Raw genomic sequence first — 24932 nt, 5'->3', positions numbered from 1 at the left:
GCGCAGAAAACCTCGCCCACCCCTAACTCTCACCAGCGCGGGCATTGTGATAGTGGCGTCATTTCTGGTTCGGGGGCATAGTAGTGGCTATGAGTATTGATCTAGACGCAGTCATTGCTGATTGCCCCACGCAGCTTTTTATTAATGGTGAATTTGTTGATGCCCGCTCCGGCGAGACCTTCGAGGTAGAAAACCCTTCGGATGGCAGCGTGTTGGCTACGGTGGCCAAGGCCGGCGAGGCGGACGCCGTGGCAGCACTGGATGCGGCCGTTGCAGTGCAGAAAGAGTGGGCGGCCACCGCCCCGCGCGAACGCGCCGAGATTCTACGCCGAGCCTACGAGTTACTCACCGAGCACAGTGAGGAACTGGCCTACATCATGTCCGCCGAACTGGGCCGCGCCCTTCCGGATTCTCGGGGCGAGGTCGCCTATGGCGCCGAGTTCTTCCGCTGGTTCGCCGAGGAGGCCGTCCGCATTAGCGGCGATTACCGCATCACGCCCGCTGGTGGTGGTCGCGTCATCACTATCCGGCAGCCGGTGGGGCCGGTGCTGGCCATCACCCCGTGGAACTTCCCGCTGTCGATGGGCACCCGCAAGATGGGCCCGGTGTTGGCCTCTGGGTGCACGATGGTGCTCAAGCCGGCCTCGAAGACCCCGCTGACCATGCTCTATCTGGCCCGCATTCTCAAGGAAGCGGGGCTGCCCGATGGCGTCATCAATATCATTCCCGGCTCCGGTTCGGCGGCGTCCTCGCTACTGGAGGATCCCCGTCTGCGCAAGTTCACCTTCACCGGCTCCACCGAGGTGGGCCAGGCACTCCACGCGAAGGCCTCCGAGCACACCTTGGGCGCCAGCTTGGAGCTGGGCGGCAATGCCCCCTTCATCGTTTGTGAGGATGCTGATCTCGACAAGGCCGTGGAGGCCGTGAAGGTGGCGAAAATGCGCGGCGCCGGCCAGGTGTGCATCGCTGCGAACCGCTTCATCGTGCATGAGAAGCTGTACGACGCCTTCTGTGAGCGCGTCACCGAGCTGATCGGCACCTACACCGTGGGGCGCGGCACCGATGAGGGCGTCACCGTGGGGCCGCTTTCTGGTGATGACCAAGTAGAAACCGTCTCCGAACTGGTCAATGACGCCATCGCCCAGGGAGCGCGGGTGCTCGCCGGAGGCAGCGTCTACGAGCTGGACGAGAATCTCCCGGAGAAGGGCTCCTATTTCCCGCCGACCGTGCTGGCCGATGTGCCGCGCTCGGCGCGCATCGCCACCGAGGAAATCTTCGGACCCGTGGTGGCAATCTATAAGGCCAGCTCCGATGCGGACGCCATCGACTTTGCCAATGACACCCTCTTTGGCCTTGCAGGCTATGTATTCACCGAGAATCTCGAGCGCGCCCTCGGCGCGGGCGAGGCGATGCAGGTGGGCATGCTGGCCATCAACAAGGGCGCGATCTCTGACCCTTCCGCCCCCTTCGGTGGAGTGAAGCAGTCCGGTGTGGGCCGCGAAGGCGGTTTCGAAGGTATTGACGAGTATCTCGAAACCAAGCTCATGGCGCTGCCGGAGGTCAGCCTCTAAGAGCAACGCACACGGATCAAGGGCGGCGCACCCACATCATGAACTCATGGTGGGGTGCGCCGCCCTGTAACTGTTTTTTGGTGTGATCGCGACAAGCCCGGAGCTCGCGCCGCGCTCGCGATCTGCTCGCGCCGGTGGAGGGGCTAGAGCTTGCCGCGGCCGAGGCGCAGCAGAATACCGGCGAGCTGTGGGCCCTCTTCGCCCAATTGCTCGCGGAACTGGTTGATGATGGACACCTCGCGGGTATGGACAAGGCGAGTGCCGCCGGAGCCCATGCGGGTTTTCCCAATGGCCTGGGAGATGGCGGTGCGGCGCTGGATGGATTCGATGATGACCTTGTCGAGACGATCGATTTCCTTGCGATACTGCTGGATCTCGGCGTCAGAGAGCGGATCATCAGTGCCCGACGGCATGCGAATAGCAAAATCTTCAGCATCACTCATAGCAGTATTGTGCCACACCCCCACCACATCGCGGGGTATGCGCTGGGATAATGCATGCGAGTGCTGCGTCTATCGAACGCCTGGGTGAGCGTCGCTGAGCAGTGTCCGAGCGAACGAGTAGTTTAGAAGACACTATGTCGAATTCTCCCTTTAGTCCGCGTAGCACCCAGTCCTCCGCCGTGTCTCCCGCCGCCCGCGTGGCGGCTTTTCCAGGCGCTGCCGAAGCGCCAGCGTCGCGCCCGCCGCAGGCCCGCTCGGAGGCCATTGTCGAGGGGCTGAATCCGCAACAGCGCGAGGCTGTGCTGCATAGTGGCTCGCCGCTGCTGATTGTGGCGGGTGCGGGCTCGGGCAAGACCGCGGTGCTGACCCGCCGTATCGCCTACCTACTGGCGGAACGCGGCGTCGCTCCGTGGCAGGTGCTGGCTATTACCTTTACTAATAAGGCCGCCGCCGAGATGCGCGAGCGGGTGTTGGAGCTGGTGGGCCCAGCGGCGCAACAGATGTGGGTGTCTACCTTCCACTCCACCTGCGTGCGGATGCTGCGGCAGAATGCGCATCTGGTCCCGGGGCTGAATTCCAACTTCACCATTTATGATGCCGATGATTCCCGCCGCTTGATCGGCCTTGTTGCCAAGGACATGCAGCTCGACGCCAAGCGTTTCCCGCCCCGCCAGGTGGCCAATGCCATCTCTTCGTGGAAAAACGAGCTGCTGCGCCCGGAGGAGGCGGCGGCCGCCGCGGAGAGGACGCATAACCCCTATGAGGAGACCCACTCTGCGGTGTATCGGGAATACAACCGCCGGCTGCGGCAGGCTAATGCCGTGGATTTCGATGATCTCATCTTCGAGATGGTGGCGATTCTGCGTCAGCACCCCGAGGTGGCCCAGCACTATCGTTCCCGTTTCCGCCACGTCCTCGTGGACGAGTACCAGGACACCAACCACGCCCAGTATGCGCTTGTTGCGGAACTCGTCGGCGCTGAGAGCGAGCACCCCTCCGAGTTGTGTGTGGTAGGCGATGCCGATCAGTCGATTTATGCCTTCCGCGGCGCCACTATCCGCAATATCGAGGAGTTTGAGCGCGACTTCCCGCAGGCCCGCTCCGTGCTGCTGGAGCAGAACTATCGCTCCACGCAGAATATTCTGACCGCGGCGAACGCGGTGATTTCCCAAAACGAGGGGCGCCGGGAGAAGAAGCTGTGGACTGCGGAGGGCAGCGGCCCGAAGATCATCGGCTATGTTGCCGATAATGAGCACGATGAGGCCTCCTATATCGCCTCGGAAATCAACCGCCTGCTCGATGAAGGCCACAGCGCCGATGAGGTGGCGGTGATGTATCGCACCAACAATGCCTCACGTGCCCTCGAGGACGCGTTCATGCGCTGTGGCATCACCTACCGAGTGGTGGGTGGCACCCGGTTTTATGAGCGCAAAGAGATCCGCGATATCGTCGCCTACCTGCGCGTCTTGGATAATCCTGATGATGACGTCTCCATTCGGCGCATCATCAACACCCCGCGCCGCGGTATCGGCGACAGGGCGCTTGCCTTTGTGGATCTGCACGCCGCGAATAACCAGATCCCCTTTTCTCAGGCGCTTATCGACGCCGGCAACGGCATGATTGACCTGCTCGGCGGGCGCGGCCGCAATGCAATTGCCCGCTACAACGAGATGATGGACGGGCTGCGCGCCCGGATGGAGGAGATCGTCGCCGAGGAAGAGATCCCGGCTATTGGCGATATCATCTCCGAGGTTCTCGACGTCACCGGCTATAAGCATCAACTCGAGAAATCCAATGATCCCCAGGACGCGACCCGCTTGGATAATCTCAACGAGCTGGTGTCCGTCGCCCGCGAGTTCACCTCCGAAGTCATGAACCAGAAGGCCTATGCGGAGATGGACGGCGGCGCCCTTGAGGTAGAGGAGGGCGAGCCCGCGCCGGGTAGCCTCCAGGCTTTTCTTGAGCGCGTCTCCTTGGTGGCCGATGCCGATCAGCTGCCCGATGGCGACGAGGGTGTCGTGACGCTCATGACGCTGCACACCGCCAAGGGTTTGGAGTTTCCGATGGTCTTTCTCATCGGCTGGGAGGACGGGCAGTTCCCCCACATGCGTAGTCTCGGGGATCCGTCCGAACTCGCTGAGGAACGGCGTCTGGCCTATGTGGGTATTACCCGCGCGCGGCAGCGGCTCTTTCTCACCCGGGCCATGGTGCGTTCGGCATGGGGTAAGCCGATGAATAATCCGCCCTCGCGCTTCCTCAACGAGATCCCCTCTGAGCTGATCGAGTGGGAGCGAGAAGAACCGCAGCCCAGCTCCGCGTGGGGCAGCGGCTCAGGAATGGGCGGCGGGTCGTGGTCCGGTTCGGGCTATGGCTCCGGTTCCAGCTATGGCTCGGGCTATGGCTCGCCGCAGCAATCGACACCGCGCCCCAGCAGCCCCGCGCCGAAGCGCCATCTGAATAAGAATCTCTCGCTGCAGGCAGGGGATAGGGTCAATCACGATAAATACGGCCTCGGAACCGTGGTGGCCGTGGAAGGGGTGGGGGTGCGTGCCACCGCCACCATCGATTTCGGTTCGAGCGGCACCGTTCGCCTGATGTTGCTCGGCGGTGTGCCCATGGAGAAGCTCTAAGAAGCACTCTGTCTAGCAGCCGGGGCGCGCCTGCCCCGCGCCCCGGTCGCAGGACGACACACGAAATTAGCCCGCAGCGTGATCACACACGTTGCGGGCTGATGTTTATGTTCTAAAGATTATTTAGACGTGGATGCCGAGGTTAGCCAGCCACGGCACGGGATCGATGGGGCCGCCGCCACCGGGGTGGACCTCGAAGTGCAGGTGGGAGCCGGTGGAGAAACCACGGGAACCCATGCCGGCGATACGCTGCCCGGCGGTCACCTTCTGGCCGACGGCGACCTCGACGGTCTCCATGTGGCCGTAGACGGTGATGGTGCCATCATCGTGCAGCACCCGCACCCAGTTGCCGAAACCGGAGGCCGGTCCGGCATCGATCACGGTGCCGTTCAGCACGGCGACGATGGAGGTGCCCACGGCATTGGCGATGTCGATGCCGTTGTGCATGGTGCCCCAGCGGGGGCCGAAGGGGGAGGTGAAGGTACCCTCGGCCGGTTTGGCGGCCTTCGGGGCGCGAGCCGCAGCGTCGGCGGCGAGGCGATCCTTGGTGAACTTCAGGGCGGTCTGCACCTGGTTGCTCAGGTCCTCCACAGGCTTGTACTCGGCGATAGCGAGGATCTGCGGCTGTGCATCAGGGATGGTGGTCGCCGGATCGGCGGCCAGCTCGAAAGCGGCGGTCTCAGGCTGGGAATCAGCAGTGGTAGCGGCAACGGCGGCGCCACCGGCTCCCGCGATAGAGACGGAGCCAGTAGCAAAAGCCACTGCGGCGACGCGTCCCTTAGCGGTTGCGCTCATCGCAGTGGTGCGGTGCTTGGCGTGTGCCCGAGTCTGAGTCTGCATGAGCCTTCTTTCTGTGCCTAACTAGTGTTCCGAGGGGGAACCGCGGATCTGGATTGTCCCAACGCTGCTGGATGCATACAGAAGCTGTGGACATCCAGAAGCTACGGAATCGTTAGATTCTTAAGAAGTGTACAAAAATGTAACCATCCCGTTATCAACAGGTAGTAACGCTAGCCTTTTATAACGAATTGGTCAAGCACAATCGAGCATGTTGTGAAAAATGTTTCTATACGTGACAACGGGGGAGAACGTTACAGGCGTGACTCTGCCCTCCCACCCGTGAGGGGGTGGGGCTCGGTGCTGGTGTCGCTTGACCTATCTTTAGCTGATTCATGGCAAAGTGGTCGTGTGAGTAAAACGACGTCGCCACAAAGCCATTCCTCGAGGAAAACGCGACAATCGAGGCGTGTCAAGGTTAGCGCCAGCACCGCCGAACGTCGCCAGCGCGCGGCTGATCAAGCGCCCGCTCCCGTGACGTGGCGGTCACGTCTGCTCCGCTTCGGCGGGGCCTCGGTGATCGCCAACGTGATTGTGCTCGCACTCTGCGTCGTGGTGGCGTTCGCCTCAATTCTCTTTAGTAATGAGCCTCTGGGGTACCTGCTGGACGCCACCGCCTATGTGTGGGCGGGGGCACACACGGCGGCGGTGCACGCTGAGACCGTCACATTCTCCGCGATGCCGCTTCTGGGGCCGGTGGTGGTGATCGCCGGAATGGCCGCCTTGATACGGCACAACGTGAATAAAAAGGTGAGCGTGGTGGACATCGCCTATCTCACCGGCGCCACCATGATCGTGCCGCTGCTATTTGCCGTGGCGATCTGGGCCGTGCTGCGTCCAGCCGAGTTCACCCTGCAGCTGCCTAACCTTCTGGGCCGTGTGCTCGCCATTCACCTCCTGGCCTTGATCTTTGGCATGGGCCCGCGCCTGTGGCGGGCATTGTGTAAGAAATACGGCGTCCCTAGCGAAGTACTCAGCGGCTTCGACGCGGCGACGCGTTTCCATACCGCGATGGCCGCCGTCGCTGTGTTCGTCGTGGGTGTGAGCATTGCCGCCCACCATGCAGCGCTCGGTGAGATCCGCAGCGCCTTCGAGGGCAGCTCCGGCTTCCTCGGGGTGGTAGGGGTCTCTGTGCTCTACGCAGTCAATGGCGTGGTCGCTGCCATGGCGGTGCTCAGCGGGAGCGAGGCCCGCTTCGGTGAGGGGTTTGTGAGCCTTTTCGACGCCACCCTCGTGCCCATGCCCCCGCTGCCGCTGCTGACAGCGTGGCCGGCCTCGATCTGGGACTACGCCTGGCTGCTCTTGCTGGTGCCCATGCTCATCGCCCTCGAGATCGGCTGGCACATCCCCGCCCGTGCCGAACGCCCGTGGCTGTGTGTGGCGCTGTCTGCGCTGTGGACTGCCGCGATCGCCGCCGTGCTGGCATGGCTGCTGAGTGGCCAGGTGGGCCTCTATGGCTCCATCGGAGTGCATGTGCCTCTCTTTGCCGGCGTGAGTGCGGCGTGGATGCTCGTACTCGGCATCGCCATGGTGGGCCTCGACCGCCTGCTGGCGTATCGCGCCGCCGCCGCGGTTCCCGAGGAATTCCGCGAGACCGACTCCGAGGAGGAGTACAGCGAAGAAACCGAGGAAGGCGAAGAGGACTTCGTCGGCGGTTTCGACGATGTGGAGCACAACGAAGACTACGAAGAACAGCTCACGGACATTCCGGCCATCGGCGAGCCTGCCGCCAGCCCTGTAGAGGAGAGCGCGGAGCCGGACGAGACAGAGGAGCCGGACCAGGAAGAGGAGCCGGACGAGACCTCGGAGACCACAGAGAGCGCTGCTGCGGAGGAGACTGTCGCCGCCGAGGAGCACCCGCAGGATCCGGATCCGGTAGCTGCGGAGGATGGCGCCGAGATGGCGTCGACAAGCGAAAGCACAGAAAGTGCGGATGAGAACAACCAAACGGGGGTAGAGGAGGTCGAAACTGGGCGATCGCAGGGGGAAGAAGACAGTAGTGAACCGCGTTAGCGTTAGTATGTGTTCGTGACTTCACCCCATAGCACTACCCCGAGCCCTGATCTGCAGCCCATGCGCATCGTCATTCTGGCATCGGGCTCCGGCACCCTCGCCCAGGCCATCATGGACGCCCAGGATGAGGCGTATCGCGTGTGTGGACTGGTGGCGGATTGCGAATGCCAGGCCCTGGAGCGGGCCCGCACCGCTGGAGTGCAGGCAGAGCTCGTGCCCTTTCGTGGCGGCGCGGAGCGACACCACTGGAACCTTGATCTGGCGCGGGCCGTAGCGGCGCTGCAGCCAGATTTTGTTGTTTCAGCGGGCTTTATGCGCATCCTCAGCCCCGAGTTTCTCGAGCGTTTCCCGCGGCGGGTCATTAATACCCACCCAGCGCTGCTGCCCGCATTCCCGGGCGCGCACGCGGTGCGGGATGCGCTGAACTACGGGGTGAAAGTCACCGGATCGACGGTTCATTACGTCGACGAGGGCGTGGACACCGGCGAGATCATCGAGCAACGCCCCGTTGCGGTGCACGCCGATGACACGGAAGCCAGCCTGCATGAGCGCATCAAAGTAGTAGAGCGGCAGGCCATCGTTGATGTGCTGCACACTCTGTCCCGCGGCTAGCCTGCGCCGCTACGGCAGGCGCTGCGCACCAGAGACCATTGTTGGCGAAAGACATACTGCGAAAGGTTAGGAACAAGCTCATATGAGCGAGGATCGCAAGACTATTAAGCGCGCATTGATCAGCGTGTATGACAAAACTGGGTTGGAGTCTCTCGCGCGTGATCTGCACGAGGCCGGCGTGGATATTGTCTCCACCGGCTCCACCGCTGCCCGCATTGAGGAGGCCGGGGTACCCGTGACCCCCGTGGAGGCCATTACCGGCTTCCCCGAGTGTCTTGAGGGGCGGGTTAAGACGCTGCACCCGAAGGTGCACGCAGGCATCCTCGCCGACACCCGCAAGGACGATCACCTCTCCCAGCTCGAGGAGCTGGGCGTGGAGGCCTTCCAGCTGGTGGTGGTGAATCTCTACCCCTTCCGCGAGACCGTAGCCTCCGGCGCAGACTTCGACGCCTGCGTGGAGCAGATCGACATCGGCGGTCCCTCCATGGTGCGTGCCGCCGCGAAGAACCACCCCTCGGTAGCCGTGGTCACCTCGCCTGCGCATTACGACGCCATCTCCCAGGCGCTCTCCAACGGCGGCTTTAGCCGGGCCGAGCGCACCGAGCTCGCCGCCGAGGCGTTCCGGCACACCGCCGCCTATGACGTGGCCGTGGCCACCTGGATGGGCGAGCAGCTGCACCAGCAGGACGATGCCGACAACACCTTCCCCGCATGGCGCGGCGCCAGCTATACCCTGCAGGAAACCCTGCGCTACGGCGAGAACCCGCACCAGAGCGCAGCACTGTATCTCAACGACGCCGAGCGCGAGGGGCTGGCGCGCGCCACCCAGCTACACGGCAAGCAGATGAGCTACAACAACTACACCGATGGCGACGCCGCTTGGCGCGCCGCCTGGGACCACGAGCGTCCCTGCGTGGCGATCATCAAGCACGCCAACCCCTGCGGCATCGCGGTATCGGAGGACTCCATTGCGGAGGCACACCGCCGCGCCCACGCCTGCGATCCGATGTCTGCCTTCGGCGGCATCATTGCCGCCAACCGTGCCGTGTCTAAGGAGATGGCAGAGACCGTCTCCGGGATCTTCACCGAGGCGATTATCGCTCCCAGCTATGAGGACGGTGCGGTAGAGATCCTGCAGCAGAAGAAGAATATTCGTATCCTGCTCTGCCCCGCCCCCGAGCAGCAGCAGTATGAGACCCGCGAGATCTCCGGTGGTGTGCTCGTGCAGCAGCGCGATCGCCTCCAGGCTGAGGGCGACACCGCGGCCGGCTGGACCCTCGCTGCCGGTGAGGCCGTGGACGAGGACACCCTAGCCGATCTCGAGTTCGCATGGCGCTCGGTGCGTGCCACCAAGTCCAATGCCATCTTGCTTGCCCACGAGGGCGCTACCGTGGGCGTGGGCATGGGGCAGGTCAATCGCGTGGACGCAGCCAAGCTCGCGGTCGAGCGCGCCAATACTCTGGCAGGGGAGCAGGAGCGTGCCCGCGGTGCCGTGGCCGCCTCCGATGCCTTCTTCCCCTTCGCCGATGGCTTCGAAGTGCTCTCTGCGGCTGGAGTTCGTGCCGTGGTGCAGCCCGGCGGCTCCATCCGCGATGATGAAGTGATCGAGGCCGCCACCAAGGCCGGCGTGACGATGTACTTCACCGGCGCCCGCCACTTCGCGCACTAAACCTGGCGCTGAGAGCGGCTATGGTCGCAGTCGCGGTGCGGCTGCGGGCTGCGGGCCCTGCGAGTAGGACTGTGACAGCTAGACTGATCTGGCATGAGCACTTTCCATCTCGCAGGGCCCGCTTTGCTCTTCGCCCCCGTTAATCGCCCAGAGATCATTCCCAAGGCCGCCGCGCGGGCGGATATGGTGATCCTCGATCTAGAAGATGGTGCTGGGACGGTGGATCGGGCGAGCGCCTACGCCACCATTCGCGAGTCCAATCTCGATCCGGCTCGTACCTTCGTGCGGGTGGTGGGCCCGCAGGATGAGCACCACGAGGATGATCTTCGCTGCGTCGCAGAGACGCCCTACCGTTCGGTGATCATCCCGAAGGTCACCGGGCCGCTGCCGGATTCCCCGCTGCTCGACGGACTCGATATTGTGCCGATCATTGAGCTGCCCGAGGCGCTGCTGCATACCGCCGAGATCGCCCGCGACGAGCGGGTGGTGGGCCTGTATTGGGGCGCCGATGATTTCACTATCGGCCTCGGCGGGGCGAGCTCGCGCCAGCACGACGATGAGCCCCATCCGGGCCGCTATCGGGCGCCACTGGACTATCTGCGCTCCCACACCCTTATCCACGCCGCCGTGGCGGGCAAGTTCGCCATCGACGCGGTGTATCAAGACTTCACGGATCTCGAGGGGCTCTATACCGAGGCGCTCGACTCGGCGCGCATGGGTTTTGCCGCCTATCCCTGTATCCACCCCAGCCAGGTGGAGATGGTGCGCCGAGCTTTTCACCCGAGTGCGGCACAGCTGGACTGGGCCCGGCGCATCGCGGCGGAAAGCCGTCGGCACCCGGGCGCCTTCTCCCTCGATGGGGAAATGGTCGATACCCCGCTGATTACCCTGGCGCACCGGCTCCTCGAGCGCAGCGGCGAGGCTATAACCGAGGGCGGGGACTAGCTGGTCTGTACCTTGGTGATGAGCTCAAGGGCCGTTTCTTCGCGGCGCTCTGGCAGCTCGGCGTTGAGCACAGCCAGGGCGGCGTCGGCCAAGATTACCGTGGGCTCGGGCAGGCTATCGATCGCCAGCGGGAAGGGGATAGTGCCATCATTGGGGCGCATATCTACCACCGATTGGGCGATATGCCGTGGCAAGAAGGTGCGAGGATCATCGGGGCCAACGATCTCCGCAGCGAGGTCTCGGAAAATTTGGGAGAGGTCCCCGCGCTGGCGGTGGAACTCCGTGAACTCTTCAGAGGAAGCCATCGGCAGCTGATAGAGCTTGCCCACATTCCACCTCGTGGACAGCAAATGCCGTGTCTCGGCGGCCACCTGGGCCCACAAGCGCATCTCGGGAGTGATATCCGAGGCACCGAGTTCCGCGGCCACCACCATCGACGGTTCCACCGTGGACTTCAGCAGAGTAAGAAAGATATCCGACTTGGAAGGAAAGTGGTAGTACAGGCTCGCCTGGCGCATGCCCACCGCATCCGCGATCTCGTGGGTGGAGGTGGTGGAAAAACCCTTAGTGGTGAACAGCTCGGCGGCGGCGTCGAGGATTTCCTCTCGGGCATTGTTGCCGCGCCGACGATCGCTATTTTTGCGGGGACGTCCTACTGCTCCGGCCATTATTTTCCCTCCTCGACGCTGTGCGCCTGATTATAGCGAGTATCTACGGCCGCAAAGACATCCGATAGTAGTCGGGACGCTGCGCCAAAGGCGGAACGGTCCAGCTGCGGGAGCAGATCCCAGCGCATGACGTGCCCGCCAGCGCGGTCCGCCCAGCGGTGCAGCTGGAGGGTGATCGCCGCCGTCCAAGCCTCCCGAGCATAGGCGGCTTCGTGATGGCTGAGCACGCCCGCTACCTCCGCGGCGGCGATGCGGCGATCCGTTTCCGTCACGGTACTGCCGGCGCGCATCGACGCCCACCGGGCCAACTTGGCTAGTGGTACCACCAGCTCAGCGTGCATATCCACGACGCGGTCACGTTTGGGTAGCCCATCGATGACTTCGATCGCCGGCGGGCGCACCTTCGCGGCGTGGCTGAGCAGCGGGGTGCTCAGCTCGGCATCGCTGGCTACCGCGGCGGCGAGTTCGGCGGCCACCCAGGTGCCGGCATCTGCGAAAAGCCCCATGGCTTCGCCATCGCCGCTCTCGACCGATGCGTGGATCCGGCGGATCCATTCCTTCTTATCCGCGGGGGTGAAGCTATCGGGGGTGGCGTGCACGGTAAGACCGGCCGATTCGCAGAAGTGGGCGAGGGCGGCGTCGTCACTGCTCTGCCCCTCGCGGAGCACGCTGAGCCACTGCACCCCCGAGGTGGGCAGGCCATGGCCGCGGCCAAAGGCGCCGGTGACCACGATGGTGGCGCCACCGCAGAGCTGCGACACGGCAGGGGAGTGCAGTACGGCCTGCACCACATCGGAGAACCACCGGGTGAGCGACCACGCATCTACCTTGTCCTCGTGGGAGATAGCGTTGCGCAGCAGAATATGGGATTCCTCGAGGATGTCGCGAGCCATGGCGAGGCTGTGACACTGGGGCGCTTGCTCGAGTAGTTGGCGGAGGGAGGGATGCAGTGAAGTGGGCACAGGTGGGCTTTCTTGTGCGAGGTGGACGGTTAGCAAAAGACTACCAAGCCTGGAGATAAGCAAAAGGCGCATAGCTCCCGAATGTGGGAGATATGCGCCTTGTACTGCTGAAAACTCTTGCCGTGTCACGAATGCCAGCGGCAACAGTGCGCTGTCATCGCGTAAGCGATTAGAGTGCGTCCCAGTCGGCTTAGCGGCTGGTGAACGGCAGGAGGGCCATCTCACGGGCGTTCTTCACAGCGGTAGCGACCTGGCGCTGCTGCTGCGGGGTGAGCCCGGTGACGCGGCGGGAACGGATCTTGCCGCGGTCAGAGATGAAGGTACGAAGAGTGTTGACTTCCTTGTAGTCAACCTTCTCGATACCCAGAGCCTTCAGAGGGTTCTTCTTGGGGCGGCGGGACTGTTCCATCCGCGCCTTCTTAAAATTACGCTTCATTGAAACTCCCTAATTACCAGCTGGACTTACGGACGCCCGGAAGCTCACCACGGTGAGCCATGCCGCGAACGCGGACACGGGACAGGCCGAACTTGCGGAGGTAGCCGCGGGGACGACCATCGTGGGCGTCGCGGTTACGCACGCGGACCGGGGAGGCGTCGCGGGGCTGACGGTTCAGCTCGTACTGCGCATCCAAACGGTCCTCGTCAGAGGTGTTCGGGTTCTTGATGATGGCCTTGAGCTCAGCGCGACGCTCCGCAAAGCGGGCGACGATTTCCTTGCGCTGCTCGTTCTTGGCGATCTTAGACTTCTTAGCCATAGATTATCGCTCCTCGCGGAATTCGACGTGCTTGCGGGCGATCGGATCATACTTCTTCAGCGTGATGCGATCGGGGTTATTGCGCTTGTTCTTCCGAGTCACATAGGTGTAGCCGGTGCCCTCGGTGGACTTCAGCTTGATGATCGGGCGGATGTCATTACGTGCCATAAGTTAGATCTTCTCCCCACGTGCGATGAGACGAGTAACAACGGCGTCGATACCATCGCGGTCGATGATCTTCAGGCCCTTGGTGGACACATTAAGAGTTACGGTACGACCCAAAGAAGGGGCGTAGAAACGACGACGCTGCACGTTGGGGCTCCAACGGCGGTTAGTGCGTCGGTGCGAGTGCGAGACGGACTTGCCGAAACTCGGCTTGCGTCCCGTTACCTGGCAAATAGCCGACATGGGTTTCCTTCTCCTAGCCGCCCACGTCTGACTCTTCTGGAGCCGCTGCTCGCACAAGGCCTTAAAAATAAAAAAGGCATCGGGGCGCGGCTCACAGCCACGTCGACGGGGCGTAAACGAATACTTCGACAACAGCAAGCGATAACAATACATGTTTTCGCGTGAAATCCCTAATCGCTTGCTCATTTGCTGTCGTATCGGCCACTGCTGGGATGTGTGGGGTGGATGTGGCGCCCAGATGCGGTGTCACAACCCAGGAGGCTCTATATATCTAGAGCCCTGTGCGTGGCTTATCGACGCCACCCTTATCGCCGCCGCACCCTTGGGGCGCCACCGGGGCGTGGAGCTAGTGCGAGGTTGGGGGAGTTTTGCAGGAACAATGCCGGTGTGTAGGATGTTTCGAGTGCCATCGTGCACGCCTATGCGCGCTGCGCGCACTGCATGGGTGGTGGCGATGAGCGAACCGCGCTCAGCAGCACATTGTCATCTTGTCGGTGGCCGTGGCTGCCGCGCAGAACTGCACACCTAAAGAAACCCAACTCAGGCACGACGTGCGCCACGGCTGGCCGCTTATATCTTTTTGAGGACTATGCCGGCGTGATGTGCGCGACCGACCTGAAGTTCAACCCTGAGGGAATCGAAGTTTATGAAGAAGGACATCCACCCTGACTACCACTGGGTAGTTTTCCAGGATGCTGGTACGGGCCACAAGTTCCTGACCCGCTCCACCGCCGGTAGCTCTCGCACCGTCGAGTGGGAGGACGGCAACGAGTACCCGCTTATCGTCGTTGACGTCACCAGCGAGTCTCATCCGTTCTGGACCGGCGCTCAGCGTGTCATGGACACCGCTGGTCGAGTCGAGAAGTTCCAACGTCGTTACGGCAACCGAGTTCGCCGCAACAAGAAGGCCTAAAGGAGGGAATACATCATGGCAGTACCAAAGCGTCGTATGTCGCGTGCCAACACTCGTTCCCGTCGCTCTCAGTGGAAGGCCAACAACGTGGCACTCCAGGAAGTCAAGATCGACGGCCAGACCTACCGCATTCCGAAGCGTCTGGTGAAGGCCGCCAAGCTCGGCCTGGTGGACCTCGAGCAGTTCTAAGCGCGAATAACACCTTGTACCTATCTCCGCTGCGGCGCCTAGTGCCCAGCTGAGACAATCACGAACCCATCGCCTCCCACGGCGGTGGGTTCGTGTGTATCCGCCACCCCGCCCACGGCACTACGCCGCGGAGTAGGGGCGGGGTGGCGCCGTCTGTGGGGCGGTGGCGAGGCAGGTCACAGCAAAGCTGTGGGTTCGCTGTCAGCGGCTAAAAAGCTTTCTGTAAAGAGTCTAAAATTGGCGTCATCGTAGGTATGTTTGGCGATACATAGGGCACAATAGAGTTCATGAAAATTCTGGTAGTTGATGACGAACAGGCGGTACGCGAGTCGCTGCGCCGCTCCCTGACGTTCAATGGCTATGAGGTAGTCATGGGCGAGGATGGCCAAGACGCTCTGGACCTCACCGAACAGGAGCAGCCTGATCTGCTGATCTTGGATGTGATGATGCCGCGCGTCGATGGTCTCGAGGTGTGTCGCACCTTGCGCAGCCGCGGCGATGATCGTCCCATTCTGGTGCTCACCGCACGCGATGGTGTCTCGGACCGAGTGGCCGGGCTGGATGCGGGTGCCGATGACTACCTGCCCAAGCCTTTTGCACTCGAGGAGCTGCTGGCCAGGGTGCGTTCCCTGCTGCGCCGCGCCGCCGCCGAGGCCATCGGGCCAGAAACCACCGCCGATTTGGTCTATTCCGACCTACGCCTGAACCCCGAAACCCGCGATGTGTTCCGCGGCCAGCGTCAGATCAGCCTCACTCGCACCGAGTTCGCGCTGCTCGAGCTGCTGCTCTCTAGGGCGACGCATGTGCTCAGCCGTTCCGCGATCTTCGAGGAAGTATGGGGCTATGATTTCCCCACCTCCGGCAACGCTCTCGAGGTGTATATCGGCTATCTGCGTCGCAAGACCGAGGCCGATGGCGAGCCGCGCCTGATTCACACGGTGAGGGGTGTCGGCTACGTGCTGCGTGAGACTGCACCGTGATTCTGCGGCAGTCCACATCAGTGCCCGAGGACGGTGATATCGCCGACTCGGGCACCGATGCTGAAATGGATAGGCGCCTCGGCGGGTGGAATCGCTCCCCGCTGCGGTGGCGTTTGTCTATGGTCGCGGCCTTTATGGTGGCCGTCGCCGTAGGAATCATGACCATCGCCGCCTACTGGACGGTATCGACCGCGATGACGAACTCGGTCGACCGTGAGCTCGAGAGTAAAGCGGGGACCCTGCTGTCGAAGAGTCTCGATCCGGTGTTTGTCTACAACCCCGAAGCCGAGATCCTGCGCTTTAAGAACTACAACCCCTCCATGCGTGTGGCGTATTTCCCGCCAGGCTCGCATTCGGGGGTGGGCGATCAGATTCAGCTTTTCGATGAAATCCGGGTGATTAATGGCGCCCAGCAGCTGAGCCGCCGCAACAATGGCGATGAGCGCGTGGTGGCGGTGCGCAATGACTATGGCGCCACGGTGATTCTGGCCCAAGACCTCGAAAACACCCACCGCATTATCACCAGTCTTGGGCTGATGCTGCTCACCATTGGTGGTGTGGGCGTGCTCATCGCCATTGCCACCGGCATGGTGATTGCTCGCACCGGCCTACGGCCTGTGGGCCGGCTGCAGCAGGCCGTGGACTATGTGGCCCGCACGGATGATCTCCGCCCGATCCCCGTGGTCGGCGATGACGAGCTGGCGCAGCTCACCCGCTCCTTCAATGACATGCTGGCGGCCCTGCAGGCTTCCCGCATCCGCCAGGCGGAGTTGGTGGCCGATGCCGGACACGAGCTGAAAACCCCCTTGACCTCGCTGCGCACCAATATCGAGCTGTTGATGATGGTCACCCGCAGCAATGGGGCGGCGATCAGCGAGGAGGACCGCAACGATCTGGAGCGCGATGTGGTGGCCCAGATCGAGGAGATGTCCACCCTCATTGGTGATCTCGTGGATTTGGCCCGCGAGGATGGCCCTCAGCAGGTAGTGGAGCTGGTCGACCTCGCCGAGGTCATGGAGGAGTCGCTGTCCCGCGTGGAGCGGCGCCGCCCAGATGTGGTCTTTGAGATGCAGACCACCGACTGGTTCCTCTATGGTGATCCTTTCGCGCTGGGGCGCGCCACCTTGAACCTGATGGATAATGCGGCCAAGTGGTCGCCCTCCGATGGGGTGGTGCGCATTGCCATGACCCCAGTGCGGGAGGACTTAGTGGAGCTCACCTTCGCGGACTCTGGGCCAGGCATTCCGGTGGAAGATCGCGAGAAGGTATTCCAGCGTTTCTATCGCTCGGTGCAGTCGCGTTCCATGCCCGGCTCTGGGTTGGGGCTGGCTATCGTCAAGCAGGTAATCGAACGCCATGCCGGCACGATCGTTGCCGAGGAGTCCGAGAGCGGCGGTGCGCTGATGCGCGTGCAGCTGCCGGGAGAGCCAAGCAATCCGGAAGCCGAGGAGGATGAGATGGAGCCGGCGGAGGGCGACGTCGATAAGCGCGAGAACCCCATAAAGGAATTTCCAAAGCAGGGCTCGCGCGAAGAAATCTTCGGCGCGCTGTGGGAACGCAACCGAGAAAATTAGGCGGCGGGCTTCCAAGGAAACTGACAGACAACTGTCAGTAAGCGCGATATTCTTCGCCAGTCATTCCCCACAATCAAGGTGAATAATAAGGATTTATGAACGAAGACAACACCATGCCCCGTCCCTCCGAGTCTCCCTCGTGGGGCCAGCAGAACGGATCAGGCCCCGCCGACTCGGCGCAGACTCACGGCGCCGAGTCGGGCTGGCAGTCTCCGAGTACTAATCCCTATGGCCGCTGGCAGGAACAACCTACCCAGCAATTCGGGCCCGCCGATGGGCCGGCGCCGCAGCAGGCGCAGCCTGGGCAGCCGGAGCAGTACGCAGCCGGCACCCCGTGGGCTGGGCCGCGCGCCGAGCAGCCGCAGAACCCGCAGCCGCACGCCCCGCAACCCGGTGCCCAACAGCCCGGCCCGAACGCGGCGCCGGAGGGTGGATATAGCGATCCCGCCGCGCCGCAGCAGAAACCGAAGCGCCAAGTCGGCTTTGTCACGGCGATGGCCATGATGCTTGTGGGCGCGGTCGCCGCCGGCAGCATCACCGGCCTGGTGGTGGCTAATTCCGGTACGGGCAGCTCGTCGCGCTCGGATCGGGTCAACGCGCTCGCCGAACAGCCCGTGGAGCGCACGGGCACTGCCGCGGAGGGCAGCGTGGAAGACGTCGCCAGCCGGGTGCTGCCGGCCGTGGTATCGATTACCACCGAAACCGCGGAAGGCTCGGGCTCGGTGATCTCCGAAGACGGGCTCATCCTGACCAATAACCACGTGGTGGCCGGCAGCGAGAATTCCCCGATCGTCGTGACGATGCACGATGGCCAGCACTATCAGGCCGACTTCATCGCCGGCGATTCCGATACCGACGTGGCCGTGATTAAGCTGCGCAACGCCCGCGATCTCACCGTTATGACCTTCGGTAACTCCGATGATCTCAAGGTAGGCCAGCAGGTGGTGGCCGTCGGCTCGCCCCTCGGGCTCGAGGCCACGGTAACCAGCGGTATTGTTTCCGCCCTGAACCGCCCGATCCGAGCCGCAGGCAATCGCGCCGGCGAGTCCTCGCTTATCGACGCCATCCAAACGGATGCGGCGATCAACCCCGGTAACTCCGGCGGCCCGCTCGTGGATATGCAGGGCAATCTCGTAGGTATGAACTCAGTGATTGCCACCACCTCCACCGGTGGCGGCAGAAGTGCAGGATCCATTGGCGTCGGCTTTGCTATTCCTTCTAACCAGACACGCCGCTTGGCCAACCAGTTGGTGGATACCGGCAAGGTGAAGCAGCCGATTATCGGTGCGCGGGTATCGCGGAGCCCCTCGCCCTATGGCGCCGTGGTGGCCGACGTGGAGCCGGGTAGCCCCGCTGAGGCCGCTGGGGTGAAGCCCGGAGATATTATTTCGCGGGTCGATGATCGCTCCATCGACAGCGCGGATGCGCTGATCACAGCGGTGCGCTCCCAAGAATTCGGGGCGACGATCAAGCTGGAAATTGTCGATGACAATGGCGAGAATTCGCGAATGGTCGAGGTTACGCTGCCGAGCGAGTAGATTGATATCCAGCACTCGTAGATTCCCCGATCAGAAAAGGTCGACATGGTTGACGAAAATTTCAACTCCGCAGCTGATCGAGCTGCGCAACGCCTCGCCGACATCGAGGAACCATCGGCAGAATTTCTGCAGGCCTCCGAACGGGAAGAAGTTGCGGGCCGGCACACCGTGCACCACGCCCTCGTGGTGTTGGTGACCGATCACGTCATTGCCAGCGGCAAAGACACCGACCGCCTCGTGACCGAGCTGCTCGAAGAGGGCAACTATGCGGTCGATGCGGTCGTGTCGGTGCGGTCGGATGAATCCGAGATCCGAACCGCAATTGAAACCGCTGTGGTCGGTGGCGCCGATCTGGTGATCACCATCGGCGGTACTGGGGTGGGGCCGCGCGATAAGGCCCCAGAAGCCACCGAGGCGGTGTTGGATCTAAAACTCAACGGGGTCACTCAGGCACTACGCTCCTCTGGGCTGGCCTGCGGAGCCGTGGATGCGTGCGTCTCCCGCGGCGTGGCTGGGGTGTCTGGCTCCACTGTTGTGGTCAATATCGCCCCCTCTCGGGCGGCGATTCGCGACGGCATGGCCACGCTCTTGCCGCTGGTGGATCACGTGATCGAGCAGCTGCAGAATTGGAGTTTGGAAGACTAGTGGCACAGCCCCCGTCGAGAAAATCGCGGCCGCGCCGCCGCACCCGTCGTCTCTCCGATGCGGAAAACATTGATCGTAGCGTGGACTCGATTGACTTCTATCGCCGCATCACTGGGGCCGAGAATAACCGCGGAGATCGTGACCGCACCGTCGATGTCGATAGCGACGGCGTGGTGGAAGAAGGAGCTCCCATAGACGCAGATGGGCGGCTCAGCGCCGAGTTCTGGACGCAGAACCGCCCGCCGCATCACGGGGAGTAGTCCCGAACCGCAGTACACACACAATCGCCGCCGCAGCCGGCACCATGAGGGTGCTAGGCTGTGGCGGCGTCGTGATAGAAGCAGTTGCGCAGAGGCGCAATACTCACGTGTGTTAGTGCTTCTCCTTTGGAGAAGAGCTCTGCGTTTCGACGCTACCGTCGAGAGCTGCGGTGGGGGACGAGGCTTGAGCTCTGAGCAAATCGCGGATCTCGCCGAGTAGCTCTGCTTCCACAGAACTGGGAGCTTCCTCATCCTCAGTTACTCCCTTACGGGCGGCTTGCAGAGCTCGGAATCTGTTCATAGGAGCAACGAACAGGAAGTAAACTACGGCTGCCATAATCAGGAAGTTCAGTGCTGCCGTGATGAGTTTGCCCACATTCACTACGGTACCGGGCTTATCGTCGTCGAGCTGGAAGGCAAAACCTTGGACATCGGTGGAACCGAATAACGCCAGCACCGGTTCGATGATGTTATCGGAGAAGGCAGTAACTAAGGCCGTGAAAGCGGAGCCGATCACGACCGCCACAGCAAGATCGATCACATTACCCCGCAGGATGAAGTCGCGGAAACCCTTGAACATAGAAAGCGTCCTTAAAAAATAAAGAGATGGAGTGGGCGAAAAGCACAGGTGTCAGGAAGCGTCACTGCATGCAGCAAAGGCAATAGACACAAGAACCCTTGGCGAGTGCCAGTTCCTACCGGCGTGCAGTACGTGGTGGGCGCTAGGGGACCGCCTTAAAGTCAAGGTTGTACTTTAGCCCAGTTTCCCATCCATACGTTAAGTGGCCGGTTTTCCGCTACGGGTGGATATGAAGGCTCCGTGTGTTCCGCCTCTGCTAGGGAATCCCTGTGTTCTTTCGGGCGCGGGCTCCGGTGACCACGACAGTGAGGGGGCCGTGGAGTGCCGCAGCCGCCACCGCGTGCGCCTCTGGTTGGGAAAGCACCACTAGGATGGTGCCCGGCTGTGCGTCCGTATCCACTGGGGGTTGGGTCAGCGCCACCCGAGCGTGCTCTGCGATGGTCACCGTCTCCTCGCGATTATCGGCCCACGTGAGAATACTGATGCTATCGCCGTGCTGGAGCAAGCCGGCCACGGCGGGATCGGCCACGGTGATCGGAACCATCGTGGCATCGGGGATAGTCGGTGAGCCCGTGGCGAGCTGTGCTGTGAGCTCGGGGCCGAGCACCCGCGCCGGGTGCAGGATCTCCCCCGTGCGGAGTGCTGAGGCCGCCACAAGGCCGCTGACATCCTCCACCGCGGCATAGGCGCCCTCCGGGCGCAGCCGATCGGGCACGGAGATCACTATGAGATCGGCAGAGGCGATCTCCTCACCGGCGGCCACATCGCGGCTGAGTACCACCGCGGCGGGGTCGCTGCTGCGCAGAGGCGCCAGCGCAGATACGGCAGCCACCACGAGGCAAAGACCGGCGATACACCAGCGCAGCAGGCGGGCGCGATGATAGCTCGGGGTGTGGAGGGCTTGAGTAAAAGAACGTAATCGAGAATCAAGAGAGGAGCTCATATCTCCAATAGACGCAGCAGCGCTAGCACTAGGTTCCCCATTCTCGCCGCAGGTGAGCTAGCAGCGCGCTATTCCACGCTGCGGATCGCCGAGGGCGTGATGATGATGTCCACGGGCGCGTCATGGTCCTCGGTAGGCAGCTGCGGCAGCAGATTATCGTCGAAAAGCAGCACAGCGGCGAGGGGGTGAAGCGCCGCGCGGGTGGCCAGCGCGCGATCGTAGTAGCCGCCCCCTTTGCCTAAACGACACCCCTGCGGGGTAGCCGCCAGAGCGGGCACGAGCATGACGTCGAGCTCGCTCAATATACTGCTCGGGTGGCGCGGGCCGGTGGGCTCCGGGATGGAATAGGGGCCGGTGCGGGTGTGCTCGAAACCACGAAACTCCGCCCAGCTCAGTTGTCCTTGCGGCTCGGAAATGGGCAGATAGAGCTGCTCGAGGCACGAGGCGAGAACTGGGACGAGCGCGTCGCCGCCTGGCTCGGTGGCCAGCGGCACATAGGCGGCAGCGCGTCGGGCACCAATGGACATCATGAGATTGGACACATGGGTGCACAGGGCTTCATTGGCTGCCTCGCGTGCGACAGTGCTCAGCGCGCGGCGTCGAGCGATCATCTCGCGGCGGATACGGGATTTCTCTGGGGCATGCTCGGTGGGGGAGGACTCTGCGCTCATAGCCCCAGCATAGGCACGCGGAGAGTCAAAGCATGGAAGTGAGGACAGAGGTAGGTAGTCTTAAAAGTTATGACCGTGCCAATCGAGAATCACGAACACTCTGTTAAGACTGTGGTTGTGCCGGCTGCGGGTTTAGGCACCCGCTTCCTGCCCGCAACCAAACGCGTCCCTAAGGAACTCCTGCCGGTAGTGGACACCCCCGGTATCGAGTTAATCGCTGAAGAGGCCTCCCAGCTGGGCGCTTCTCGATTGGCTATTATCACCGCGCCACAAAAATCCGATGTGCTCGCCCATTTCGAGCCCTATCCCGAATTGGTGAGCACGCTGCGCGAACGCGGCAAAATGGATCAACTGCGCAAGGTGGAGCGTGCGGAAACCCTGATCGACGCCGTGCCTGTGGAACAGGATCAACCCCTGGGATTGGGGCATGCAGTGGGCTTGGCGGAGTCCGTCCTCGATGATGACGAAGACGTGGTGGCCGTAATGCTGCCCGACGACATCGTGATGCCCATGGGCGTGATGGCGGACATGGCGAAGGTCCGCGCGGACAAGGGCGGTTCGGTTCTGTGCGCGTTCGAGGTGCCGCACGATGAAGTGTCGAACTATGGTGTCTTCGACGTCGAGGAGTGCGGCGAAGGCAGTGTGCGCAAGGTAGTGGGCATGGTGGAAAAGCCCGATGCTGATGAAGCACCGTCGAACTTCGTGGCCACGGGCCGCTATTTGCTGGATCGTTCGATTTTTGATGCGTTGCGCCGCATTCCCCCAGGAAAGGGCGGGGAGTTGCAGCTCACCGATGCCATCGAGCTGCTTATTGAGCAAGGCCACCCCGTGCACATCGTGATTCACGAAGGCAAGCGCCATGATCTGGGTAACCCAGGCGGATTTATCCGAGCCTGCGTGGATTTTGGTCTCGACCACCCCGAGTACGGTCCTGGTCTCAAGCGCGCCATTAAAGAGATGCTTGCGGAGCGGGAATCTAAGAAACGACGCGGCTAGAATAATTCTTTACACAGCACGGGGCCGATAAGCCCTGCCGCGCTGGCCGTACACGCGATACCGAAGGAGTTAGTGAGCTTGTGAGATCGGTTGAGAAACAGCTCGAGCTAATAACCACGCTTGCGGCCACCCCGGAACCGGTGCGGATCGCTATCGCGGAAGCCCTCGGCATGATGTGCGCCGAAGAAATCAAGGCCACCAAGCCGCTTCCGGGCTTCCCGCAGGCCGCTATTGATGGCTATGCGGTGCGGGCCGTGGACGTTGGCGGCGAGCGCGGGCTATCCCGACGCCCCTCACGCGGCGGCGAGGACGTGCCGGAGCTCGCGCCTGAGCCCGTGGCGGAAACATCCATGCCCGTGGTTGGCGAGGTTCCCGCCGGCTCCCAGCGTCCGCTGCGCCTCCAGCCCAAACAAGCAGTGCGCGTGCACACGGGCGCACCCCTGCCTACGCTTGCCGACGCCGTGCTCCCGTTGGAGTGGTCCGATCGTGGATCGAAGCGCGTGGTGGCCACCCGCCCGGTGCGCTCGGGCGAATTTGTGCGCGGCGTGGGCCAAGACATCCAGCCCGGAGACGTGGCCGTCGCCCCCGGGGTGACTCTCGCCCCCGCTCAGATCGGTTTGTTGGCGGCGGTGGGACGCTCCAAGGTGCTGGTCTACCCGCGGCCGCGGGTATCGGTGATCTCCGTTGGCGCGGAGCTCGTTGATATCGACCGTGAACCGGGGCTAGGACAGGTCTATGACATCAACTCCTATGCCCTCGCCGCCGCAGTAAAGGAAGCGGGAGCCGAGGTGCATCGCGTGGGTATCGCCGCGGGTGAACCACGCCGCTTACGGGAGATTATTGAAGGCCAAACGCTGCGCTCGGAGTTGATTGTGATCTCTGGCGCTGTCGGCGGAGCCAGTTCTCGCACTATCCAGGATGTACTGCGAGAGCTCGGCGATATCGACACCACTCGAGTGGCCATGCACCCAGGTTCCGTGCAGGGTTTTGGTGTTCTCGGCGAGGAGCGCACGCCGGTATTTTTAACTCCCTCGAACCCAGTGAGCTCGCTGGTGATTTTCGAGACCTTCATCCGCCCGTGGATTCGCCGCAGCCTCGGGAAAACCAGTACGCAGCGTCGTTTTGTGCGGGCGCGAGCCCTCAACCACGTGGATTCCCGTCCAGGCCGTCGCGGCTTCGTGCGGGCGCGGCTGATGCGCGATGCTCAGACTCAGGACTATCTCGTGGAAGGCCTCGCCGGCGCTGGGGGTGCCCCAGCGCACCTGCTGGCAGGGTTGAGTGAAGCGAACGCCATTATTCGTATTCCGGAAGACGTCACCGAGATCCGCCCCGGAGATATTGTGGACGTGATCTTCCTCGCCCAAGGCCGCTAGGACATAAGCATCATTACTCCACGGCAGCTCAGTTTTCGATCTCAAAGAGCACACGATCTCTATGTTCGGTTTGTTCACGCGCGTTCGACATAGCGTGCGGGCGCACGTGGCGCCCAGTGGCTGTGAGCCGCGGGCGACAATCGCCGTTCGCCTACCTGGAGGCGAGCAGGTGCGTCTTCGTCCCGTGGCCTACAGCGATGGTCCACACTGGCGTGCTTTGCGCATCAAAGACCGCGAGTTTCTTGAGCCGGTTGAGCCAACGGTCGAGGGCACATGGGAGCAGGCGCACTCCGCTCGCGCGTGGAAGGACACCTTCCGCATATTGGAAGAGGCCGGCATGAACGGTGAAATCGTGCCCATGGTGATCGAACTCGATGGACGCTTCGTGGGGCAGATGACTCTCGGCAATATTCAACGGGGCGCCCTGAGCGAGTGCTGGATTGGCTATTGGGTGGATAGCGACTACACCGGACGAGGAATCGCCACCGTGGCCTGTGCACTCGGAGTGGACTACGCCTTCGGCCACCTGCAGTTGAATAGGGTGACCGCCACCTACCTTCCCCACAATCCCGCCTCTGCTGCCGTGCTCGAGCATTGTGGTTTTAGCGAGGAAGGATATCTGCGCGAGGCATTGCATATCAACGGTCGTTGGCAGGACCATTGGCTCGTGGCAATCCTGCGCAAGGACTATGCGGTGCCGGCGATAGAGCGTCTACGGCGCCTCCGCCGGGTGCTCTAAACAGTGTAGGTACGGAAT

Annotated in this window: 27 protein-coding genes; 16 read left to right on the top strand and 11 right to left on the bottom strand. The window is 62.6% G+C overall.

Going from position 1 to position 24932, the window contains the following annotated elements; genetic code table 11:
- Positions 1–89: 89 nt before the first annotated feature.
- Positions 90–1571 (top strand): NAD-dependent succinate-semialdehyde dehydrogenase, encoded by a 1482-nt coding sequence (locus tag GBB11_RS02795; protein WP_151548960.1) that lies wholly within the window; start codon positions 90–92, stop codon positions 1569–1571.
- Positions 1572–1714: 143 nt separating this feature from the next.
- Here GBB11_RS02795 and GBB11_RS02790 read toward each other — a convergent pair whose 3' ends face one another.
- A complete protein-coding gene (locus tag GBB11_RS02790; RefSeq protein ID WP_151548959.1) occupies positions 1715–2014 on the bottom strand; it encodes a chorismate mutase in 300 nt (99 codons plus the stop codon).
- Positions 2015–2148: 134 nt separating this feature from the next.
- Between GBB11_RS02790 and pcrA the strand changes: the two genes are divergently transcribed.
- A complete protein-coding gene (pcrA, locus tag GBB11_RS02785) occupies positions 2149–4644 on the top strand; it encodes a DNA helicase PcrA (protein ID WP_225979108.1) in 2496 nt (831 codons plus the stop codon).
- 123 nt (positions 4645–4767) lie between these two features.
- Here the strand turns inward: pcrA and GBB11_RS02780 are convergent, their stop codons facing one another.
- Positions 4768–5484 carry a M23 family metallopeptidase gene (locus GBB11_RS02780; RefSeq protein ID WP_151548958.1) on the bottom strand — a complete coding sequence of 239 codons (717 nt, stop codon included), beginning with the start codon at positions 5482–5484 and terminating at the stop codon, positions 4768–4770.
- Between the two features lie 471 nt (positions 5485–5955).
- Between GBB11_RS02780 and GBB11_RS02775 the strand changes: the two genes are divergently transcribed.
- The 4 genes from GBB11_RS02775 to GBB11_RS02760 all read left to right on the top strand — a co-directional run bounded on the left by GBB11_RS02775 (position 5956) and on the right by GBB11_RS02760 (position 10720).
- The gene (locus tag GBB11_RS02775) at positions 5956–7494 is read left to right on the top strand and encodes a DUF6350 family protein (RefSeq protein ID WP_151548957.1); all 1539 of its coding nucleotides are present in this window, start codon (positions 5956–5958) and stop codon (positions 7492–7494) included.
- A 60-nt stretch (positions 7495–7554) separates the two neighbouring features.
- Positions 7555–8106 carry a phosphoribosylglycinamide formyltransferase gene (gene purN, locus GBB11_RS02770; RefSeq protein ID WP_151549018.1) on the top strand — a complete coding sequence of 184 codons (552 nt, stop codon included), beginning with the start codon at positions 7555–7557 and terminating at the stop codon, positions 8104–8106.
- 82 nt (positions 8107–8188) lie between these two features.
- Positions 8189–9775: a bifunctional phosphoribosylaminoimidazolecarboxamide formyltransferase/IMP cyclohydrolase gene (gene purH / locus GBB11_RS02765; RefSeq protein WP_151548956.1), complete on the top strand. Its 1587-nt coding sequence runs from the start codon at positions 8189–8191 to the stop codon at positions 9773–9775.
- 93 nt (positions 9776–9868) lie between these two features.
- Positions 9869–10720, top strand: coding sequence for a CoA ester lyase (locus GBB11_RS02760; RefSeq protein WP_151548955.1), 852 nt, complete (start codon positions 9869–9871; stop codon positions 10718–10720).
- Here the strand turns inward: GBB11_RS02760 and GBB11_RS02755 are convergent.
- From GBB11_RS02755 to rpmB, 6 genes are all read right to left on the bottom strand, one after another.
- Positions 10717–11388, bottom strand: a complete 672-nt coding sequence (locus tag GBB11_RS02755) for a TetR/AcrR family transcriptional regulator (protein ID WP_151548954.1) — start codon at positions 11386–11388, stop codon at positions 10717–10719. The genes GBB11_RS02760 and GBB11_RS02755 overlap by 4 nt on opposite strands.
- A complete protein-coding gene (locus GBB11_RS02750; RefSeq protein WP_192796275.1) occupies positions 11388–12281 on the bottom strand; it encodes a putative nucleotidyltransferase substrate binding domain-containing protein in 894 nt (297 codons plus the stop codon). The genes GBB11_RS02755 and GBB11_RS02750 overlap by 1 nt, the downstream gene beginning before the upstream one ends.
- Positions 12282–12540: 259 nt before the next feature.
- Positions 12541–12786: a 30S ribosomal protein S18 gene (gene rpsR, locus GBB11_RS02745; protein WP_026161376.1), complete on the bottom strand. Its 246-nt coding sequence runs from the start codon at positions 12784–12786 to the stop codon at positions 12541–12543.
- Between the two features lie 13 nt (positions 12787–12799).
- Positions 12800–13105 (bottom strand): 30S ribosomal protein S14, encoded by a 306-nt coding sequence (gene rpsN / locus GBB11_RS02740; protein WP_151530042.1) that lies wholly within the window; start codon positions 13103–13105, stop codon positions 12800–12802.
- Positions 13106–13108: 3 nt separating this feature from the next.
- Complete coding sequence (gene rpmG / locus GBB11_RS02735) at positions 13109–13273, bottom strand: 50S ribosomal protein L33 (RefSeq protein WP_151530043.1); 165 nt, start codon at positions 13271–13273, stop codon at positions 13109–13111.
- 3 nt (positions 13274–13276) lie between these two features.
- The gene (rpmB, locus tag GBB11_RS02730; RefSeq protein ID WP_151530044.1) at positions 13277–13513 is read right to left on the bottom strand and encodes a 50S ribosomal protein L28; all 237 of its coding nucleotides are present in this window, start codon (positions 13511–13513) and stop codon (positions 13277–13279) included.
- 646 nt (positions 13514–14159) lie between these two features.
- On the opposite strand from rpmB, the gene GBB11_RS02725 reads away from it, so the two are divergent.
- The 7 genes from GBB11_RS02725 (at position 14160) to GBB11_RS02695 (ending at position 19612) form a co-directional block, all read left to right on the top strand.
- Complete coding sequence (locus GBB11_RS02725; RefSeq protein WP_018019288.1) at positions 14160–14426, top strand: type B 50S ribosomal protein L31; 267 nt, start codon at positions 14160–14162, stop codon at positions 14424–14426.
- A gap of 15 nt (positions 14427–14441) precedes the next feature.
- Positions 14442–14615: a 50S ribosomal protein L32 gene (gene rpmF, locus GBB11_RS02720; protein ID WP_151530045.1), complete on the top strand. Its 174-nt coding sequence runs from the start codon at positions 14442–14444 to the stop codon at positions 14613–14615.
- A gap of 287 nt (positions 14616–14902) precedes the next feature.
- Entirely contained in the window at positions 14903–15595 is a 693-nt protein-coding gene (locus tag GBB11_RS02715) for a response regulator transcription factor (RefSeq protein WP_151548952.1), read from the top strand.
- On the top strand, positions 15592–17169 hold the full coding sequence (locus GBB11_RS02710) for a HAMP domain-containing sensor histidine kinase (protein WP_225979106.1): 1578 nt from the start codon (positions 15592–15594) through the stop codon (positions 17167–17169). Before GBB11_RS02715 ends, GBB11_RS02710 begins: the two co-directional genes overlap by 4 nt.
- A 95-nt stretch (positions 17170–17264) precedes the next feature.
- The gene (locus GBB11_RS02705; RefSeq protein ID WP_151548951.1) at positions 17265–18707 is read left to right on the top strand and encodes a S1C family serine protease; all 1443 of its coding nucleotides are present in this window, start codon (positions 17265–17267) and stop codon (positions 18705–18707) included.
- A gap of 45 nt (positions 18708–18752) precedes the next feature.
- A complete protein-coding gene (locus tag GBB11_RS02700) occupies positions 18753–19352 on the top strand; it encodes a molybdenum cofactor biosynthesis protein B (protein ID WP_151548950.1) in 600 nt (199 codons plus the stop codon).
- Positions 19352–19612 (top strand): hypothetical protein, encoded by a 261-nt coding sequence (locus GBB11_RS02695; RefSeq protein WP_151548949.1) that lies wholly within the window; start codon positions 19352–19354, stop codon positions 19610–19612. The genes GBB11_RS02700 and GBB11_RS02695 overlap by 1 nt, the downstream gene beginning before the upstream one ends.
- Positions 19613–19724: 112 nt before the next feature.
- On the opposite strand, the gene mscL is transcribed toward GBB11_RS02695, so the two are convergent.
- The 3 genes from mscL to GBB11_RS02680 form a co-directional block, all read right to left on the bottom strand.
- Positions 19725–20192, bottom strand: a complete 468-nt coding sequence (mscL, locus tag GBB11_RS02690; RefSeq protein WP_151548948.1) for a large conductance mechanosensitive channel protein MscL — start codon at positions 20190–20192, stop codon at positions 19725–19727.
- Between the two features lie 256 nt (positions 20193–20448).
- Positions 20449–21135 carry an SAF domain-containing protein gene (locus GBB11_RS02685; protein WP_151548947.1) on the bottom strand — a complete coding sequence of 229 codons (687 nt, stop codon included), beginning with the start codon at positions 21133–21135 and terminating at the stop codon, positions 20449–20451.
- Positions 21136–21203: 68 nt separating this feature from the next.
- Positions 21204–21806: a 5-formyltetrahydrofolate cyclo-ligase gene (locus GBB11_RS02680; RefSeq protein ID WP_151548946.1), complete on the bottom strand. Its 603-nt coding sequence runs from the start codon at positions 21804–21806 to the stop codon at positions 21204–21206.
- A gap of 69 nt (positions 21807–21875) precedes the next feature.
- Here GBB11_RS02680 and GBB11_RS02675 point away from each other — a divergent pair, with 69 nt between their 5' ends.
- From GBB11_RS02675 to GBB11_RS02665, 3 genes are all read left to right on the top strand, one after another.
- Positions 21876–22802 (top strand): UTP--glucose-1-phosphate uridylyltransferase, encoded by a 927-nt coding sequence (locus tag GBB11_RS02675; protein WP_151548945.1) that lies wholly within the window; start codon positions 21876–21878, stop codon positions 22800–22802.
- An 80-nt stretch (positions 22803–22882) separates the two neighbouring features.
- Positions 22883–24175, top strand: a complete 1293-nt coding sequence (gene glp, locus GBB11_RS02670) for a gephyrin-like molybdotransferase Glp (protein WP_151548944.1) — start codon at positions 22883–22885, stop codon at positions 24173–24175.
- A gap of 169 nt (positions 24176–24344) precedes the next feature.
- Positions 24345–24914: a GNAT family N-acetyltransferase gene (locus tag GBB11_RS02665; RefSeq protein ID WP_225979105.1), complete on the top strand. Its 570-nt coding sequence runs from the start codon at positions 24345–24347 to the stop codon at positions 24912–24914.
- Positions 24915–24932: the final 18 nt, after the last annotated feature.

It is taken from the genome of Corynebacterium sp. 74A, assembly GCF_008930665.1.
GTDB lineage: Bacteria > Actinomycetota > Actinomycetes > Mycobacteriales > Mycobacteriaceae > Corynebacterium > Corynebacterium megadyptis.
Note: the sequence above shows the minus strand (reverse complement) of the source record. Positions and strands in the feature narration are given on the sequence as shown.

Bases quoted from the DNA above. Each gene is read 5' to 3' on its own strand.
- GBB11_RS02795 (WP_151548960.1), top strand. From the start codon at position 90: ATGAGTATTGATCTAGACGCAGTCATTGCTGATTGCCCCACGCAGCTT.
- GBB11_RS02790 (WP_151548959.1), bottom strand. From the start codon at position 2,014: ATGAGTGATGCTGAAGATTTTGCTATTCGCATGCCGTCGGGCACTGAT.
- pcrA (WP_225979108.1), top strand. From the start codon at position 2,149: ATGTCGAATTCTCCCTTTAGTCCGCGTAGCACCCAGTCCTCCGCCGTG.
- GBB11_RS02780 (WP_151548958.1), bottom strand. From the start codon at position 5,484: ATGCAGACTCAGACTCGGGCACACGCCAAGCACCGCACCACTGCGATG.
- purN (WP_151549018.1), top strand. From the start codon at position 7,555: ATGCGCATCGTCATTCTGGCATCGGGCTCCGGCACCCTCGCCCAGGCC.
- purH (WP_151548956.1), top strand. From the start codon at position 8,189: ATGAGCGAGGATCGCAAGACTATTAAGCGCGCATTGATCAGCGTGTAT.
- GBB11_RS02760 (WP_151548955.1), top strand. From the start codon at position 9,869: ATGAGCACTTTCCATCTCGCAGGGCCCGCTTTGCTCTTCGCCCCCGTT.
- GBB11_RS02755 (WP_151548954.1), bottom strand. From the start codon at position 11,388: ATGGCCGGAGCAGTAGGACGTCCCCGCAAAAATAGCGATCGTCGGCGC.
- GBB11_RS02750 (WP_192796275.1), bottom strand. From the start codon at position 12,281: ATGGCTCGCGACATCCTCGAGGAATCCCATATTCTGCTGCGCAACGCT.
- rpsR (WP_026161376.1), bottom strand. From the start codon at position 12,786: ATGAAGCGTAATTTTAAGAAGGCGCGGATGGAACAGTCCCGCCGCCCC.
- rpsN (WP_151530042.1), bottom strand. From the start codon at position 13,105: ATGGCTAAGAAGTCTAAGATCGCCAAGAACGAGCAGCGCAAGGAAATC.
- rpmG (WP_151530043.1), bottom strand. From the start codon at position 13,273: ATGGCACGTAATGACATCCGCCCGATCATCAAGCTGAAGTCCACCGAG.
- rpmB (WP_151530044.1), bottom strand. From the start codon at position 13,513: ATGTCGGCTATTTGCCAGGTAACGGGACGCAAGCCGAGTTTCGGCAAG.
- GBB11_RS02725 (WP_018019288.1), top strand. From the start codon at position 14,160: ATGAAGAAGGACATCCACCCTGACTACCACTGGGTAGTTTTCCAGGAT.
- rpmF (WP_151530045.1), top strand. From the start codon at position 14,442: ATGGCAGTACCAAAGCGTCGTATGTCGCGTGCCAACACTCGTTCCCGT.
- GBB11_RS02715 (WP_151548952.1), top strand. From the start codon at position 14,903: ATGAAAATTCTGGTAGTTGATGACGAACAGGCGGTACGCGAGTCGCTG.
- GBB11_RS02705 (WP_151548951.1), top strand. From the start codon at position 17,265: ATGAACGAAGACAACACCATGCCCCGTCCCTCCGAGTCTCCCTCGTGG.
- GBB11_RS02700 (WP_151548950.1), top strand. From the start codon at position 18,753: ATGGTTGACGAAAATTTCAACTCCGCAGCTGATCGAGCTGCGCAACGC.
- mscL (WP_151548948.1), bottom strand. From the start codon at position 20,192: ATGTTCAAGGGTTTCCGCGACTTCATCCTGCGGGGTAATGTGATCGAT.
- GBB11_RS02685 (WP_151548947.1), bottom strand. From the start codon at position 21,135: ATGAGCTCCTCTCTTGATTCTCGATTACGTTCTTTTACTCAAGCCCTC.
- GBB11_RS02680 (WP_151548946.1), bottom strand. From the start codon at position 21,806: ATGAGCGCAGAGTCCTCCCCCACCGAGCATGCCCCAGAGAAATCCCGT.
- GBB11_RS02675 (WP_151548945.1), top strand. From the start codon at position 21,876: ATGACCGTGCCAATCGAGAATCACGAACACTCTGTTAAGACTGTGGTT.